Below are 15712 nucleotides of genomic sequence, written 5' to 3'. Positions count from 1 at the left end.
GACCGGCGGCCCCCGGCCCCTCCCCCGCGCCCTTCAGCAGCTCACGATCAGCTCGCCGAGCCCCCGCATCACGAAGTTCGGCCCGCGCCGCGGCTCGGCGGCGAGCCGCAGCCGAGGGGCCCGGCGCAGCAACGCCCCCAGCGACGCGGCCAGTTCGACGCGGGCGAGCGGCGCGCCGACGCAGTAGTGGATGCCCGCGCTGAAGGAGATGTGCGGGTTGTCGGCGCGGGCCAGGTCCAGGGTGTCCGGGGCGGCGAACGCGGCGGGGTCCCGGTTGGCGGAGCCGAAGAGCAGCGCGACCTCGCTGCCGCGCGGAACGACCGTGTCCCCGACCTCGATGTCGTCGAGCACCCACCGCTCGAAGAGCTGCAACGGCGTGTCGTAGCGCAGCAGTTCCTCGACGGCTGTGGGCAGCAGTCGCTCCGGCTCCGCGCGCAGGGCGGCGAGCTGTTCCGGGTGACTGAAAAGAACGTTCCACCCATTGGCGGTGGCGTTGACGGTGGCCTCGTGGCCCGCGTTCAGGAGCAGCACGCAGGTCGAGATCATCTCCTGCTCGCTGAGACGGTCGCCCTCGTCGTGGGCGGCGATGAGCGCGCTGATCAGATCGTCGCCGGGCTCCTTGCGCCGCGCGGCGATCAACTCCCTCAGATACGCCGAGAACTCCACCGAGGCGCGCACGGCCCGGGCCGCCGTCTCCTCCCCCGGGTTCAGCTCGTACATCCCGCAGATGTCCGCCGACCAGGGCCGCAGCGGCCCCCGGTCCGCCTCCGGGATCCCCAGCATCTCGGCGATCACCGCGACGGGCAGCGGCTCGGCGACCCGCGCCACCAGATCCCCGCCCCCGTCCGCCACGAGCCCCCGTACGAGATCGTCCGCGAGGCCCTCGACGTACGGGCGCAGCCGCTCCACCGTGCGCGGAGTGAACGCCTTCGCCACCAGGCGGCGGACGCGGGTGTGCGCCGGGGCCTCCAGGTCGAGCATGCCGTGGTCGTTGAGGACGTGGAACGGCTCGTGCTCGGGCGGGGGCGCCTGGCGGCCGAACTCCTCGTGGCTGTACCGGTGCAGATACGTGCGGCCGAGGCGGCGGTCGCGCAGCAGGGCAGCGACGTCCGCGTGGTGCGGGATCAGGTACTGGCGGCTGGGTTCGTAGTAGTGCGCGCGGCCCCGGGCGCGCAGGGCGGCGTACGCGGGGTAGGGGTCCGCCACGAACTCGGGCGACCAGGGGTCGAAGGGGGCGTCCATGCCGGGACGTTAGCCCCGCGCACCCCGCCTGACCAGCCCCCCTCGGCCCGGCCCGACCGGCGCCCCCTCAGCCCGGAGTGACCAGCCGCGCCTCGTACGCGAACACCGCCGCCTGGGTGCGGTCGCGCAGGCCGAGCTTCACCAGGACCCGGCTGACGTGCGTCTTGATCGTGGACTCGGCGACGACGAGACGGGCGGCGATCTCCCCGTTGGACAGGCCCTGCGCGATGAGCACCAGGACCTCCGTCTCGCGTTCGGTCAGCTCGCCGTACTGCGCCTGCGCCTGCGCGGACGCGGCGAGCCGGGGGTTGTCCGACAGCTTCGAGAACTCCGTGATCAGGCGGCGCGTCACGCTCGGCGCGAGCAGGGCCTCGCCGGAGGCCACCACCCTTACACCGTCGGCGAGTTGGCGGGCCGAGGCGTCCTTGAGCAGGAAGCCGGACGCGCCCGCGCGCAGCGCCTGGTACACGTACTCGTCCAGGTCGAACGTCGTCAGGACGAGCACCTTCGTCTCGACCCGGGCGTCCGCGACGATCTCGCGGGTCGCCTCGATGCCGTTCAGCTCCGGCATGCGGATGTCCATCAGGACGACGTCCGGGGCGAGTTCACGGACCCGGTCGACGGCCTCGCGCCCGTTGACCGCCTCGCCGACGACCTCGATGTCCGGCATCGCGTTCAACAGCACGGAGAAGCCCTCGCGGACCATCATCTGGTCGTCGGCGATCAGGACGCGGATGGTGCGGTTCATCAGGCGTGGCCTCCGGCCGGCTTGTCGAGGGAGAGGGGCCGTGTGACGGCCGGGGACGAGGGCTCGGCCGTCGGCGACCCCGGCCCGGTCGGTCCGGTCCGGACGTCGGCCGCCTCCGGGGCGCCCCCCGCGTCCGCCGACCTCGGGGCGTCCACCGGCACCGGCAGGAACACCGTCACCTCGTACCCCCCGTCCGCCGTCGGCTCCGCCGTCATGCCGCCGTCCAGCATCGACACCCGCTCCCGCATCCCCGTGATGCCGTGCCCCGCGCCCGGCGAGGGCTTCACCGACTCCGTCGGCGGCCCGTTGACGATCCGCAGGCCGAGTCCGCCGAGGACATAGCCGATCTCCACCCGGGCCGTCGCGCCCGGCGCGTGCCGCAGGCTGTTGCTGAGCGCCTCCTGCACGATGCGGTACGCCGAGAGCTCCACGCCCTGCGGCAGCTCGCGGGCCGCGCCGGTGACGGCCTTCTCCACGGCGAGGCCGGTGCCGCGCACGTTGTCGAGCAGCCGGTCGATGTCGGCGAGGGTGGGCTGCGGGGCGTCGGGGGCCTCGTAGTCCTCCGCCCGGACGACGCCGAGGACGCGGCGCAGCTCCGTCAGGGCGATCACCGCGTTCTCGCGGATCGTCGCGAAGGCCTGCTCCAGCTCCGGCGGCGGGTTCTCCACGCGGTACGGGGCGGCCTCCGCCTGGATCGCGACCACCGACATGTGGTGGGCGACCACGTCGTGCAGCTCGCGGGCGATGTTCGTACGCTCCTCGAGGAGCGTGCGCCGGTCCCGCTCCACGGCGGTGACCGTGCGCTCGGCGACGACCTCGCGGCGGGTGTGGGAGTTCACGGCGGCCAGGCTGACCAGAGTGATCGCGACGCCGCTGACCACGGCGAGGGGGCCGCTGTTGGACGAGTAGCTCGACCCGGCGCCGTCCGCGAGGAACGAGTACACCGTCGTGAGGACCCACATCCAGGCCGCCGTGCGGGGGCGGGTGCGGGCCGCGACCACCATCATCACCAGGGTGTGACCCACGAAGGAGCCCGGCGACCACGGGTAGTCGCCGCCGCCTGCCACCACCGCGAGGAACGGGGTCACCGCCAGGGACAGCCACCACGCGAAGACCGGGCGCACCAGGGTCAGGGCCACCGTGGCCGCGGGGATCAGCGACGCCAGGACCTCGATCAGGTCGTTGCCGCCGTAGCCGCCGGACATCCCCGCGTACGTGATCATCACCGTGAACGCGGCCATCGCCAGGACCACCGCGTGCGGGAACCACACGGCGAGCCTGCGTATCCGTCCCGGCAGCCACTGCACCATCGTGGCGTCGGCGCGCAGCGGGGGCAGGGGGCGGTAGGCGAAGGCGTCGTGGAAGAGGTCCGTGCGCAGGCCCTGGAGGGCGTTCTGCGCGAGGTGGAGCTCTGGGCTGCGCGTTTTCTCGGTCACGCGATAGACGGTACGGGGCCGGGGGTCGGCCCCGCGTCCCCTCCGGGACGGGTTCGGGGAGGTCCGTCGCAGGTACTACGTGGGGCCCTCGCGGGGGCGCCCCAGTCCCACCCCTTCACCGAAACCATGGGCTCCGCCCCTGGACCCCGGGGGGTGGGTGCCCTGCGCGGGCGGGCCAGTCCTCCCCCGAATCGGCGCTCCGCGCCTCGTCCTCAAACGCCGGACGGGCTGAAAACTTCGCCGGGCGGGCCGGAGAGGCGCTGTGGATCGCGAGGAAGGGGGCGCTGCGGGGAGAGGGAGGGGTGCTGCGGGGAGAGGGAGGGGTGCTGCGAGGCGGGCAGGAGCGGTGCTGCGACGGGCGGGAGGGGTGCTGTGGCGTGGGGGCGTTTCGGGGCTGATGGTGCCGGGCTTTTGGGTTGCCCGGGAGAAGTCGGGGCGGGTGGGTGGGAGAGAGCCCGTCCGGCGATTGAGGACGAGGCGCGGAGCGCCGATACGGGGGTGCCCCCGGCGCGGCCGCACGGGACGCGGGGGAAGGGCGATCAGAAGGCCAGCTGGGCGATTTCTTCCGCGACCACCGCGCACGCGTCCGCCGCCGGATCGATCAGCGGAAAATGGCCCACGTCCTCAAGAAGCGTCAAGCCGACCACCTCACCGGCCTTGGCCGCCGCATCCGCGTAGGCCTCGGAAACGGCCTGAGGCACGACGATGTCCGTCCGCCCCTGGACGACGGTGGTCGCGATCCCGGTGGGCAGCAACGCCGCCGGATCCGCGTGCACGACCCGCTCCTCGAACCGCACGTCGGCATCACCGGCGTCCACACCGGGCCGAACGGCACCGAGGAACTGGCGTACCGCACCGGAACACACCCCCAGCTCGTCCGCCACCCGCAGATCCCCGATCGGGGCGAGCGCCACCACCCCGCGCAGCGGCGCAGGCCGCTCCCGGTGCCACGGCGAGCCCTCCGGCAGGACGTGCCGCGCCGCGGCCCACAGCGCGAGATGCCCCCCGGCGGAGTGCCCGGTCAGCACGACCCGGTGCGGGTCGGCCATGGGCAGCGCCGTACGGACGAGCCCGGGCAGCGCGTCGAGCGCGGCGGCCACGTCGTCGAGGGTGTCGGGCCAGCGCCCGGCGACGGGCCCCGCATCGCCCTGCTCAGGGGCGAGGCCCCCCTGGGCGGGAACGAGGCCGTCCTGCGCCGGGACAAGCCCACCCGCAGCACCCCGCCGGTACTCGACGCTGGCCACGGCGAACCCCCGCCGGGCCAGGAAGTCCGCGAACGGTGACACGTGCGCGCGGTCGTACGGAGCCCGCCACGCACCCCCGTGCAACACCACGACCAGCGGCGCGGACCCCTCGGCGGCGCCGCGCGGGGCGTAGAAGTCCACGACCTGGTCCGCGTGCGCGCCGTACGCGACGGTGGCGTCGGCCCGGACCGCGGGATGCGCGAACGCGGAATCCTGCTCGGCGGCATCGCGAGCCACGGCGGCGTCGTCCGGCATGCGGCAACCCTCTCAAACTCGGTCAGCGGCCGCCCGTCGGCCACCGAAGGCAACTGTCCAGGAGCAACTCTCCGGCAGCCGACGGGCGTTCGTACCATGATCCAGACCATGATCCAGATCTGCCGGACGGTATCAGGATCCGGCCGACAGCCGTGCCGCAGGGCCCACCGCACCGCCCCATCCAGCGACCCCACGGCACTCTCACGGCAGTCTCCCCGACCACAGCCGACCACAGACGGCCGCAGGCGACTACAGAGCCCCTTCCGACCTCCCGGGCGCCCCGGGCGCCCCGGGCACCTCCGCCAGCGTCTCCGCCAGCACCCACGCGGCCCGCTCCGCGTCCGCGAACGACACGTACAGCGGCGTGAACCCGAAGCGCAGCACGTCCGGCGCGCGGAAGTCGCCGACCACGCCCCGCTCGATGAGCCGCTTCATGACGTCGGCGGCGTCCGGGCAGCGCAGCGCGATCTGGCTGCCCCGCTCGGCGTGCGCCTCGGGCGTGACGGACTCGACGCGGCCCGCGGGCACGTACGCGGCGACGCAGGCGAGGAAGAAGTCCGTCAGGGCGAGGGACTTGGCGCGCACGGCCGCCATCGACACGCCCTCCCACACGTCGAGCGCGGCGTCGAAGGCGAGCAGCGACAGGATGTCGGGGGTGCCGACACGGCCGCGTACGGCGTCGGCGGCCGGTTCGTACTCGGACCGCATCCCGAAGGGCTCGACGTGCGAGTTCCAGCCGGGCAGCGGCGAGTCGAAGTGCGGCTGGTGCTCCCGGCGCACGTACAGGTACGCGGGCGAACCGGGGCCGCCGTTCAGGTACTTGTAGGTGCAGCCGACGGCCAGGTCCACGCCCTGCTCGTCGAGGCCGATGGGCAGCGCGCCCGCCGTGTGGCACAGGTCCCACACGACGAGTGCGCCCGCGGCGTGCACGGCCGCGGTCAGGCCGGGCAGGTCGTGCAGGCGCCCCGACTGGTAGTCGGCGTGGTTGAGCAGTACGGCGGCGGTACGCGGACCGAGCGCGCCGGGGACGTCCGCCGGGGCGACGGGGATCAGGCGGCAGCCGGTGAGGCGGGCCGCGGACGCGGCGATGTACCCGTCCGTGGGGAAGGTCGTGGCGTCAACGACGAGTTCGTCGCGCCCCTCGTCCGGGGAGGTCCCGTCCCCGCCGCGCCGACGGGCGATGCGCACGGCCGCCACCAGCGCCTTGAAGATGTTGACGCTCGTCGAGTCGGCGACGACGACCTGCCCGGGGGCGGCGCCGATCAGCGGGGCGAGCCGGTCGCCGATCCGCTCCGGAGCGGTCCACCAGCCGCTCTCCTCCCAGGAGCGGATGCGCATCTGCCCCCACTCGCGGGTGATGACGTCGACGACACGCGCCTCGACGCCCCGGGGCAGCGCGCCCAGCGAGTTCCCGTCCAGGTAGACGGTGTCGTCGAGTACGAACTCCGCCCGCTTGTGGGCGAGTTCGTCCTTCCCGTCCCGTACGGCGGCGGCGTCGACGAGCCGCGCACGCTCCGCCACGAGGGCCACCTCCGACACCTCCGACACCTCGGACAACTCCGCCACCTCCGCCACCTCCGCCGTCTCCGGCCTTCGTGCCTCAGACATGGCTGCGCGCCGTCCACAGCTCGGGGAACACGTTCTTCGTGGCCCGTTTCTCCAGCCAGGCCACCCCGGCGGAGCCGCCCGTGCCGGTCTTGGAGCCCATGGCGCGACGGGTGGCGACCAGGTGGTCGTTGCGCCATCGCCAGACCAGCTCGCCGACGTCGGTCAACGCCTCGCCGAGCCGGGCGAGTTCGGCGCCCTCGTCCCCGGCGTACAGGGCCGTCCACACGGCCTCGACCTCGGGCGAGGGCTCGTACTTGCGGGAGATGTCGCGATCGAGGACCGCGGCCGGTATCGGGTGCCCGCGCCGGGCGAGGAGCCGCAGCACCTCGTCGTACAGGCTCGGCTCCTGGAGCGCCTTCTCCAGCTCGGCGTGCACGCGCGGGGCGCCGCGGTGCGGCACCAGCATGGACGCGGACTTCTCGCCGAGCAGGAACTCCATGCGCCGGTACATCGCCGACTGGAAGCCGGAGCCCTCCCCGAGCGCGCCCCGGTAGGAGTTGAACTGGGCGGGGGTGAGCTGCCCGAGCGGCTTCCACGAGTGGTTCAGGGCCTCCAGCTCCCGCACCGACCGCTTCAGCGCGGCGATGGCCACCGGCACGTCGTCCTCGCGCAGGGCGCGCGCGGCGGTCTCCCACTCGTGGACGATGACGGTGAACCACAGCTCCATCACCTGGGTGGTGACGAGGAAGACCATCTCGCCGGGGTCGTCGGACCGCAGGTGCTGGAGGTGCGTGAGGACGTCCGCCTGGACGTAGTCCTCGTAAGGGGTGGTGCCTGCGAAGTCGAGGTTCGGGCTGTCCGGGCTCTCGCCGTCCGCCACCGCGGACTGGCGGCCGGGCTCGTGCGCCGCGTGCGCCTCGTGGGACATCGCTGTCTCCTAGATGCGTACTCCGGGTAGCGGTCCGCCCCTGCCGGTACCGGCACGGGGGCCCCGGTCCCCACCCGCATCCTCCGCAACATCCCCGGAAACGGCAAGACCTGCCTGGTCACACTGGGTGTCCAGGCAGGTCGTGCACGGCCCGCGGGTGCGGTGGCCGGGCGGGGCCGCTAGCCAAGCGTGTCCGCCGCCGCCGGTGAGGAGTCGCGCAGGAACGTCGAGCAGCGCTCGTACTCCTCCTGCTCGCCGATCGCGCCCGCGGCGCGGGCCAGGGCGTGCAGGGCGCGCAGGAAGCCGCGGTTCGGCTCGTGCTCCCAGGGGACCGGGCCGTGGCCCTTCCAGCCGCTGCGGCGCAGGGAGTCGAGGCCGCGGTGGTATCCCGTACGGGCGTACGCGTACGACTCGACGACGCGGCCTGCCTCGTACGCCTCGTCGGCGAGGCGGGCCCAGGCGAGGGACGACGTCGGGTACTTCGCCGCCACCTCCGTGGCCGGGGTGCCGGCGGCGAGGAGTTCGCGGGGCTCCGGGTCGTCGGGCAGGTGGGTCGGGGGCGGTCCCCCGAGCAGGTTCTCGTGAATGGACATGGGACAAGTCTGCGGCATGCGTGGCCCTGCCGGGGGCTCCCCGACCCCGCCCCTTCCCGAGGCCCTACCCCCGCACCGCCCGAACCCCCCGCACCAACGCCTCCACCCCCGCCTCGACCTTCCCCCGCGGACACCCCACATTCAGCCGCACGAACCCGGGCGCCCCATACGTCCCCCCGGCCATGACGGCCACCCCCTGCCGCTCCACCAGCTCCCGCTGAAGCCCCTCGTCGCCGACCCCTCCGAGCACGGACCGCAGATCGACCCAGGCGAGATACCCGGCCTGCGGCGGCACCCACCCCAGCTCGGGAAAGGCCTCGTTCAACCGCTCCCCGACGAACGCCAGATTCCCGTACGCGTAGGCACGCACGGCGTCCAGCCACTCCGCCCCTTCCCGGTAGGCGGCGATGTGGGCGGTGAGGGAGAGCACCGCGGGCGAGGCGAGGCCCTCCCCCGTGTCCATCCGCCGGACGAAGGCGGCATGGTCGTCGGGGTCTCCGACGAAGCCGTAGCTCCCGCTCAGAGAGGGGAAGTTGAAGGCCTTCGTGGCGGAGGTGACAAGGGCCCACCGCCCCCGGGCGTACCGGGTCCACGGCAGGTGGGTGGATCCGTCGTGCGTCAGGTCGGCATGGATCTCGTCGCTGATGACGGCGACCCCGTACCGCTCGCACAGCGCCGCGATCCCGCCGAGCTCGGCGTCGCTCCACACCCGCCCGGTGGGATTGTGCGGCGAACAGAGCAGCAGCACGCGCGCGCCGGGCCGGGCCAACTCGGCTTCGAGGAGGGCGAGTCCGGGATCGTCGACGGGCACGGTGCGCAGCTCGCGGCCGAGCCCGCCGACGGCCTTGCGGAACCCGTCGTAGGTGGGCGTGTGCACGACCACCCCGTCGCCGGGCTCGGTCCACATCCGCAGGAGCTGGGATATCTGGTTGAGCACGGACGGGGCGTACACGAGCGAGCCGGGGTCGACGTCGGTGTCGTGGCGCTGTTTGAACCAGTCGCGGACGGCGCCGCGAAAGTCGTCGTTGCGCCAGTCCGTGTAGCCGAAGACGCCGTGCGCGACGCGGCGTTGGAGCGCGTCGAGGACGGGCGGGGCGCACGGGAAATCCATGTCGGAGATGGTGAAGGGGAGCAGGTCGGGGACCGGGAACCGGTCGGCGACGCCGTCCCACTGGACGCACCAGGTGCCGTACCGGTCGACGGGGGTGTCGAAGTCGTACTCCACGGGTTCGTGCTTCACGGGTTCGTGCTTCACGGGTTCGTGCTTCACGGACGTGTCCTCCACGGGCTCGTACTCCACGACGGGTTCCTCCGGACATGCCGCGGGCCCGGCACCCACGCGGAGTACCGGGCCCGACGAACGGTGACCTACTTGAGCTTCGTGCCGGTGGAGCGCAGGTTCGCGCACGCCTCGGTGACGCGCTTGGCCATGCCCGCCTCGGCGGACTTGCCCCAGGTGCGCGGGTCGTAGGTCTTCTTGGAGCCGACCTCGCCGTCGACCTTCAGGACGCCGTCGTAGTTCTTGAACATGTGGTCGGCGACGGGACGCGTGAAGGCGTACTGCGTGTCCGTGTCGAGGTTCATCTTCACGACGCCGTTCTCCAGGGCGGTCGCGATCTCCTCGGCGGTCGAGCCGGAGCCGCCGTGGAACACGAAGTCGAAGGGGGACTGCTTGCCGTACTTGGAGCCGACGCCCTCCTGGAGGTCCTTCAAAAGCTCGGGGCGCAGCACGACGTTGCCCGGCTTGTAGACGCCGTGGACGTTGCCGAAGGACGCGGCGAGCAGGTAGCGGCCCTTCTCGCCCAGGCCCAGGGCCTCGGCGGTGCGGATCGCGTCGTCGACCGTGGTGTACAGCTCGTCGTTGATCTCGTGGGTGACGCCGTCCTCCTCGCCGCCGGTCGGGGTGATCTCGACCTCAAGGATGATCTTCGCGGCGGCGGCCTGGGCGAGCAGCTCCTGGCCGATGGCCAGGTTGTCGGCGAGGGTCTCGGCGGAGCCGTCCCACATGTGGGACTGGAAGAGGGGGTTGCGGCCGGCCTTGACGCGCTCGGCGGAGACGTCCAGGAGCGGGCGGACGTAGCCGTCGAGCTTGTCCTTCGGGCAGTGGTCGGTGTGCAGCGCGACCGTGATGTCGTACTTCGCCGCGACGATGTGCGCGAACTCGGCGAGGGCCACCGCGCCCGTCACCATGTCCTTGTTGTACTGGCCGCCCAGGAACTCCGCGCCACCCGTGGAGATCTGGATGATGCCGTCGCTCTCCGCCTCCGCGAAGCCGCGCAGCGCAGCGTGCAGGGTCTGCGAGGACGTCACGTTGATGGCCGGGTAGGCGAACTTGCCTGCCTTCGCCCGGTCGAGCATCTCGTTGTAGACCTCGGGGGTTGCGATGGGCATGTGTCCGCTCCTTGTGATGTGCGGGGTGAGTGCTGCTCTGCTGCTGTGTCCCTGACCTGGGGTACCTGGAGGACCGGTGGGACCGGTGGTACCGGGGGCGACGCCGTCGTCGCCCCCATCTTTCCAGACTCGCCGGATTGCTCCAGCCCGAGCGCGGCACCCGTGCGGGGCGCCGCGCGGCGGCTTCGCTCAGTCGAGGCCGAGCTCGTCCTTCGAGTACGCGAAGAGGTACGGGACCCCCGCGCCCTCGGTGATCTTCTCGGCGGCGCCGGTGGCACGGTCCACGATCGTCGCCACGCCCACGACCTCGGCCCCGGCCTCGCGGACCGCCTCCACGGCGGTCAGCGGGGAGCCGCCGGTCGTCGACGTGTCCTCGACCACGAGCACCCGGCGGCCCTTGATCTCCGGGCCCTCCACGCGGCGCTGCAGGCCGTGCGCCTTCGCGGCCTTGCGGACCACGAAGGCGTCCAGGCTCCGGCCCCGGCCCGCGGCGGCGTGCAGCATCGCCGCGGCCACCGGGTCGGCGCCCATCGTCAGGCCGCCCACGGCGTCGAACTCCAGCTCCGCGGTCAGGTCGAGGAGGACCTCGCCGACCAGGGGGGCGGCCTCGCCGTCGAGGGTGACGCGGCGCAGGTCCACGTAGTAGTCGGCCTCGATGCCCGAGGAGAGCGTCACCTTGCCGTGCACGACGGCCTTGTCCTTGATCTGCTGCAGCAGGTCGCCGCGTACGTCGTTCGTCATGGCTACGAGCTTAAAGGCGCCGTGGGGGTCACAGTCGCCGCCAGGTCCAGGTGGTCGACGTCTCCAGGGGCTCCAGCGGGGTGACGAGGCGGGGCGCGGTGTTCAGGCCGTTCGGCGGGCCCGTCTGCGGCTCCACGCACACGGCTTCCGCGGGTTCGTCGTACACCACGACCCACTGCTCCCTGCTCGCCACCTTCAGCTCCAGGCGGCCCGGCCAGGTCAGGGTCACGTCCACGCCGTCGGGCATCCCGAAGCAGTCGTCCCAGGGGCCGGGGGCCGGGTCGATCCGGGTGCCCGTGGGGAGGTGGTCGTCGCCCCGCAGTTCCTGCCAGGCGGCGGCGAAGTCCAGCCGGACGCCCTCGGTGTCCGGCGGGTCGCCCGCCAGGTGGCGGTTGAACCACGGGTGCCAGCCCGCCTGCGCCGGGAACGAGTCCTCGTACGTCTCGATCGCCAGCCTCAGCGTCAGGGCGTCCTCGGTCAGCTCCACGATCTGCGTGACCCTGCCCGGGTACGGCCAGGGGTCCGTCAGGTCGTACGTGAACACCGCCTCGCGGTCGGTGACGCGGGCCGTCTTCCACTGGGCGTCCCGGGCGGTGCCGTGGATTGCGTGCGGTGGCGAGTTCACCGGGAGCTGGTGCGGAACGTCGCCGTTCCTGAACCGTCCCTCCCTGGTGCGGCCGCACCACGGCACCATCGGGAAGCTCCCGTACCGCTCCCCCTGTCGCAGCAGCTCGACCCCGTCGACCCGCAGACTCCCCACCCGGCAGCCGTCCCCCGGCCGCACCACCACATCCGCGCCACCCGCGGCCAGCCTGATCTCATCACTACTCACACCCCCGACCTTACGACCGCCGCCTCCCCGCCGGGGGCTCCCCAACCCCGCCCCTTCACCGATGCCAGGGCTCCGCCCCTGGACCCCGGGGGTGGGTGTCCCCTTCCGCCGGGCCGGAGGCACCGCCGAATCGGCGCTCCGCGCCTCGTCCTCAAACGCCGGACGGGCTGAAACTTCGCCGGGGCTGGGCGGAACCGAGGCTGCGGGGCGCGGCAGGGTGGTTCAGGGCTGATGGTGCCGGGCTTTTGGGTTGCCCGGGAGAAGTCAGGGCGGGTGGGTGGGAGAGAGCCCGTCCGGCGATTGAGGACGAGGCGCGGAGCGCCGATACGGGGGCGCCCCCGCCAGCTCAGCGCCGCCGACGCAGCACCCGACCCACCACAATCGCCGAAGCCAGCACCACCGCCGCCGCAGGCGCGGCCCAGCGCAGCGTGGCGACCCCGCCCGACATCGCCTCGGGCACCGGCACGGGCGCGTACCGCCCCCGGGGCGGAGCGTGGTCGACCTCCTCCGCGCTGCGCCCGATCATCGTCCGCCGAGCATGCGCGGCCTCCGCCGCAGCCCCACCCCCGACGCCCAACACCCGGTCGAAGTCATCGGCCACCGGGTCCAAGGACGGAGGCGGCACCTCGGCCTCGTAGATCCCCCCGACCTCCTCGACGGAGTCGACGGCATCGGCGGAGGCGGAGGCTGCGGCGTCATCGGCGGCGGCGTCGACCGAGTCGGCCGGGTCGGTCGGGGCGGCCGGGGCGTCCCCGTCCTGGTCCCGGCCGGAGGCCTCCGCGGAAGCCGTAGAGGCCCTCCCCACCCCCAACCCCTCCCCGAACCGCCCGAGCAACCTCCGCACCGCCGCCTCCACAGCCTGTGGAGAACTTTCGGCGATCTCGGCGATGCGCCCGTCGCCGGAGCCCGTACCGGAGAAGGCGAGGCTGGTGCCGCCCTCCGCGGCGGGGGCGAGCCGCAGGGTGAGGGAGAACTTCACGGAGCCACCGCCGCGCACCTCGGTGCCCTCGCCGTCGAGGGAGTAGACACCCCCGTCCCGGGGGGCGAGCCGCAGGGCACCGCGGTAGGTGATCGTGTGGCCACCGACCCGCACCCGCAGCCGCCCGGCCAGGGGCGGCGACTCCGCGTCGGCATCACGCTGCCACCCCGGCACAGCGCCGACGACCCGCTCGGGGTCGGCGAGCGCTTCGCGGAGCGGCTCTTCCGGGACCGGTACGAACACCTCATGCTCCATGACAGTCGAGCGTACCGACGCCCACCGCGTGATGTACGACACTTGCCCGCGCCAAGGGCCGGACGGCCCGTCAGTCGGCGTACCGCGGATGCACGAGAGTGGAGGGGGCGACGGACTGCCGGGCCCCGGGCCGGACGCGCTGGGCGGCGCGCGCACCGGAGCGCAGGATGGCGGAGTCCGCGGCGGCGACAAGGCCTTCGGGCCCGCGGGCGGCGAGGACGAACCCCCAGTCGCGGGGGTGGACGGTGCCGTCGGCGGTCCGGTCGGGCCCGGCGGCGAAGCCGGAGTGACGCCCCGTCACGCGGTAGGGCGTGGTGGCGAGCCCGGCGGCGCGCAGGGTGGCGTCGACGGTCCAGTAGGTGTGGGCGCGGGCGGCGACGGGCCCGGCGTGGACGGCGAGGCGGCCGCCGTCGGTGAGGGCGCGGGCGACGAGGCCGTAGAACTCCTGGGAGTAGAGCTTGGTGCTGGCGGTGATGCCGGGGTCGGGCAGATCGGCGACGACGACGTCGTAGGGGAGGCGGCGGGCGTGCGGCCCGCGCAGCCAGTGGAAGGCGTCGGCGTGCACGACCCGCACGCGCGGGTCGCGGTAGACGTGCCCGTTGAGTTCGCTGAGCGCGGGATCGCTGCGGGCGAGCTTCACGACGCCGGGGTCGATCTCGACGATGTCGACGCGGCGCACCCCGGAGTGACGGAGCACCTCGCGGGCGGCGAGCCCGTCGCCGCCGCCGAGGACGAGGACGCGGGCGTGCGGCCCGCCGCGCATGGCGGGCTGGACGAGCGCCTGGTGGTAGCGGTGTTCGTCGCGGCCGCTGACGCGGAGTCTGCCGTCGAGGAAGAGGTCGAGGGATTCGCGGCGGCCGCCGGTGAGGACGACTTCCTGGACGCCGGTCTGGACGGCGACGCGGATGTCGGAGCCGTAGACGGCACGGCGGGCGGCGCGCTCGAAGTCGTCGACGAGGACGGCGGCGGAGGCGAGGACGGCGAGGACGGTGACGTTGGTGGCGAGGAGTATCCAGCGGCCGCGCCCGCTCAGGTCGCGGCCGAACAGGCCGAAGACGAGGGCCCCGCCCGCGAGGACGTTGACGGCTCCGGTGAGCAGCGCCCCGGTGAGCTGTCCGAACCAGGGCAGGAGCAGGAAGGGGAAGGCGAGTCCGCCGACGAGCGCGCCGACGTAGTCCGCGGCGAACAGATCGGCCACGGCGCCGCCCGCGTCCTGCCGTCGGACGCGCTGGATCAGCACCATCAGGAGGGGCACTTCGGCGCCGATGAGGACGCCGATGGCGAGCGAGAACGCCACGAAGAGGTAGCGGGAGCCGCCGGCCCACACCTCGCCGCGGTCCCCGGCCCAGGCGAAGGCCGCGTACAGCGTCATGGCGCTGCAGCCGCCGACGAGGGCGAGGGCGGCCTCGATGAGGCCGAATCCGGCGGCGGCCCGGCAGCGCAGCCGCTTGGCGAGCAGCGAGCCGATGCCCATCGCGAACACCATCACGGACAGCACGACGGATGCCTGGGTGACGGAGTCGCCGATCAAGTACGAGGCGAGGGCGACGAGTTCGAGTTCGTACACGAGTCCGCAGGCGGCACAGATGAACACGCCCGCGAGGACGAGGAACCGGCCTGTCCGGGGCGTGACGGGCAGACGCTCGGGCGGCTCGATCACGCTGCGAACGCTACGTCACCGAACGCTTACGCCAAGTCCCCCACAAGGGTGGAGGTGTCCCGGGGGACGTGTAAGACGCACGAAGGGCCGCTGGGCGTGTGCGGGTGGCACCGGTGCCGCGCCCGCGCGCACGACTCCGCCGCCGCCCCGGGCACCCCGCCCGTCACCGGGCGGCCGCCGGGGAGTTCCCCCATGTCACAGCGCCGCCGGCATCCGCACGCCGACCCGGGTCCTGGTCGCGACCAGTTGCCCGTCCTGCGGATAGGCGTGCCAGGTGCGCCACATGACCGAGCCCTCGTGGCGCTGGGCGAGCATCGCGGTGAAGGCGTGCGGGATGCCGGGGAAGACTCCGGCGAGGCCGTGCGGGTGCTCGGTGACCAGGGCGAGCAACTCCTGGGCACGGCCCGCGAACTGACCCCGCGACAGCGTTTCGACGCAGGCGGCGAACTCGTACTCCCACTCGCCCACCCGCTTGGACACGCCGAGCGGCAGCGGGGTGCTGCTGCCGGGGATGCAGGCCACCGTCTCGGAGCAGCTGCCGCCGCGCTCCTCCTCCAGGAGCACTTGGTGGGACGCCCCGAGGAGTCTCAACTGCACGGTGGCGCCGGACAGTTCGAGGTCGAGCGTGGCAAGGGCGGGCAACGGCTCGCGGCCGAGGGCCCAGGCCAGGTCCCCGGCGCGCGTGTCGGTATAGACAGTCTTCAGGGTCGTGAGCATGGGTCGGCTCCGCTAAGCACGCAATGGAGGTGGGGCCGGCGCACCCGGTCGGACACCAGGAGGTCGGAATGCCGGCTCGTGCCCACGGAGAAGTCCCGATCGTTGATTGAGCTGAGAACGTCCGAGGGCGGTGTGACGGTTAA

General features: G+C 73.2%; 14 protein-coding genes. All 14 read right to left on the bottom strand.

From position 1 onward, the window contains the following. Positions 1 to 33 precede the first annotated feature (33 nt). The 14 genes from ACZ6AA_RS14580 to ACZ6AA_RS14515 all read right to left on the bottom strand — a co-directional run bounded on the left by ACZ6AA_RS14580 (position 34) and on the right by ACZ6AA_RS14515 (position 15569). Positions 34 to 1242, bottom strand: a complete 1209-nt coding sequence (locus ACZ6AA_RS14580) for a cytochrome P450 (protein WP_468460976.1) — start codon at positions 1240 to 1242, stop codon at positions 34 to 36. A 67-nt stretch (positions 1243 to 1309) separates the two neighbouring features. Continuing rightward, positions 1310 to 1990, bottom strand: coding sequence for a response regulator (locus ACZ6AA_RS14575; RefSeq protein WP_468460974.1), 681 nt, complete (start codon positions 1988 to 1990; stop codon positions 1310 to 1312). Continuing rightward, entirely contained in the window at positions 1990 to 3426 is a 1437-nt protein-coding gene (locus ACZ6AA_RS14570) for a sensor histidine kinase (protein ID WP_471458207.1), read from the bottom strand. Before ACZ6AA_RS14570 ends, ACZ6AA_RS14575 begins: the two co-directional genes overlap by 1 nt. Positions 3427 to 3965: 539 nt before the next feature. Next, positions 3966 to 4925, bottom strand: coding sequence for an alpha/beta hydrolase (locus ACZ6AA_RS14565; RefSeq protein ID WP_471458205.1), 960 nt, complete (start codon positions 4923 to 4925; stop codon positions 3966 to 3968). Between the two features lie 249 nt (positions 4926 to 5174). Next, entirely contained in the window at positions 5175 to 6533 is a 1359-nt protein-coding gene (gene kynU, locus ACZ6AA_RS14560; protein ID WP_471458203.1) for a kynureninase, read from the bottom strand. Further along, a complete protein-coding gene (locus tag ACZ6AA_RS14555; RefSeq protein ID WP_468460966.1) occupies positions 6526 to 7401 on the bottom strand; it encodes a tryptophan 2,3-dioxygenase family protein in 876 nt (291 codons plus the stop codon). The genes kynU and ACZ6AA_RS14555 overlap by 8 nt, the downstream gene beginning before the upstream one ends. A 179-nt stretch (positions 7402 to 7580) precedes the next feature. Then, positions 7581 to 7994: a DUF3151 domain-containing protein gene (locus ACZ6AA_RS14550; protein ID WP_468460964.1), complete on the bottom strand. Its 414-nt coding sequence runs from the start codon at positions 7992 to 7994 to the stop codon at positions 7581 to 7583. 64 nt (positions 7995 to 8058) lie between these two features. Further along, entirely contained in the window at positions 8059 to 9219 is a 1161-nt protein-coding gene (locus tag ACZ6AA_RS14545; protein ID WP_468461122.1) for a MalY/PatB family protein, read from the bottom strand. Positions 9220 to 9362: 143 nt separating this feature from the next. Then, on the bottom strand, positions 9363 to 10385 hold the full coding sequence (gene fbaA / locus ACZ6AA_RS14540) for a class II fructose-bisphosphate aldolase (protein WP_468460962.1): 1023 nt from the start codon (positions 10383 to 10385) through the stop codon (positions 9363 to 9365). Between the two features lie 189 nt (positions 10386 to 10574). Then, complete coding sequence (gene pyrE, locus ACZ6AA_RS14535) at positions 10575 to 11126, bottom strand: orotate phosphoribosyltransferase (RefSeq protein ID WP_468460960.1); 552 nt, start codon at positions 11124 to 11126, stop codon at positions 10575 to 10577. A gap of 28 nt (positions 11127 to 11154) precedes the next feature. Further along, positions 11155 to 11958 (bottom strand): aldose epimerase family protein, encoded by an 804-nt coding sequence (locus tag ACZ6AA_RS14530; protein WP_471458200.1) that lies wholly within the window; start codon positions 11956 to 11958, stop codon positions 11155 to 11157. Positions 11959 to 12304: 346 nt separating this feature from the next. Continuing rightward, a complete protein-coding gene (locus ACZ6AA_RS14525) occupies positions 12305 to 13192 on the bottom strand; it encodes an SRPBCC family protein (protein WP_471458198.1) in 888 nt (295 codons plus the stop codon). Between the two features lie 70 nt (positions 13193 to 13262). Continuing rightward, complete coding sequence (locus ACZ6AA_RS14520) at positions 13263 to 14852, bottom strand: polyamine aminopropyltransferase (RefSeq protein ID WP_471458196.1); 1590 nt, start codon at positions 14850 to 14852, stop codon at positions 13263 to 13265. 195 nt (positions 14853 to 15047) lie between these two features. Further along, a complete protein-coding gene (locus ACZ6AA_RS14515; RefSeq protein WP_468460952.1) occupies positions 15048 to 15569 on the bottom strand; it encodes a DUF2617 family protein in 522 nt (173 codons plus the stop codon). Positions 15570 to 15712 lie beyond the last annotated feature (143 nt).

It is taken from the genome of Streptomyces sp. NPDC040610 (genome assembly GCF_055594065.1).
This window is presented reverse-complemented; position numbering and strand designations above follow the sequence as displayed.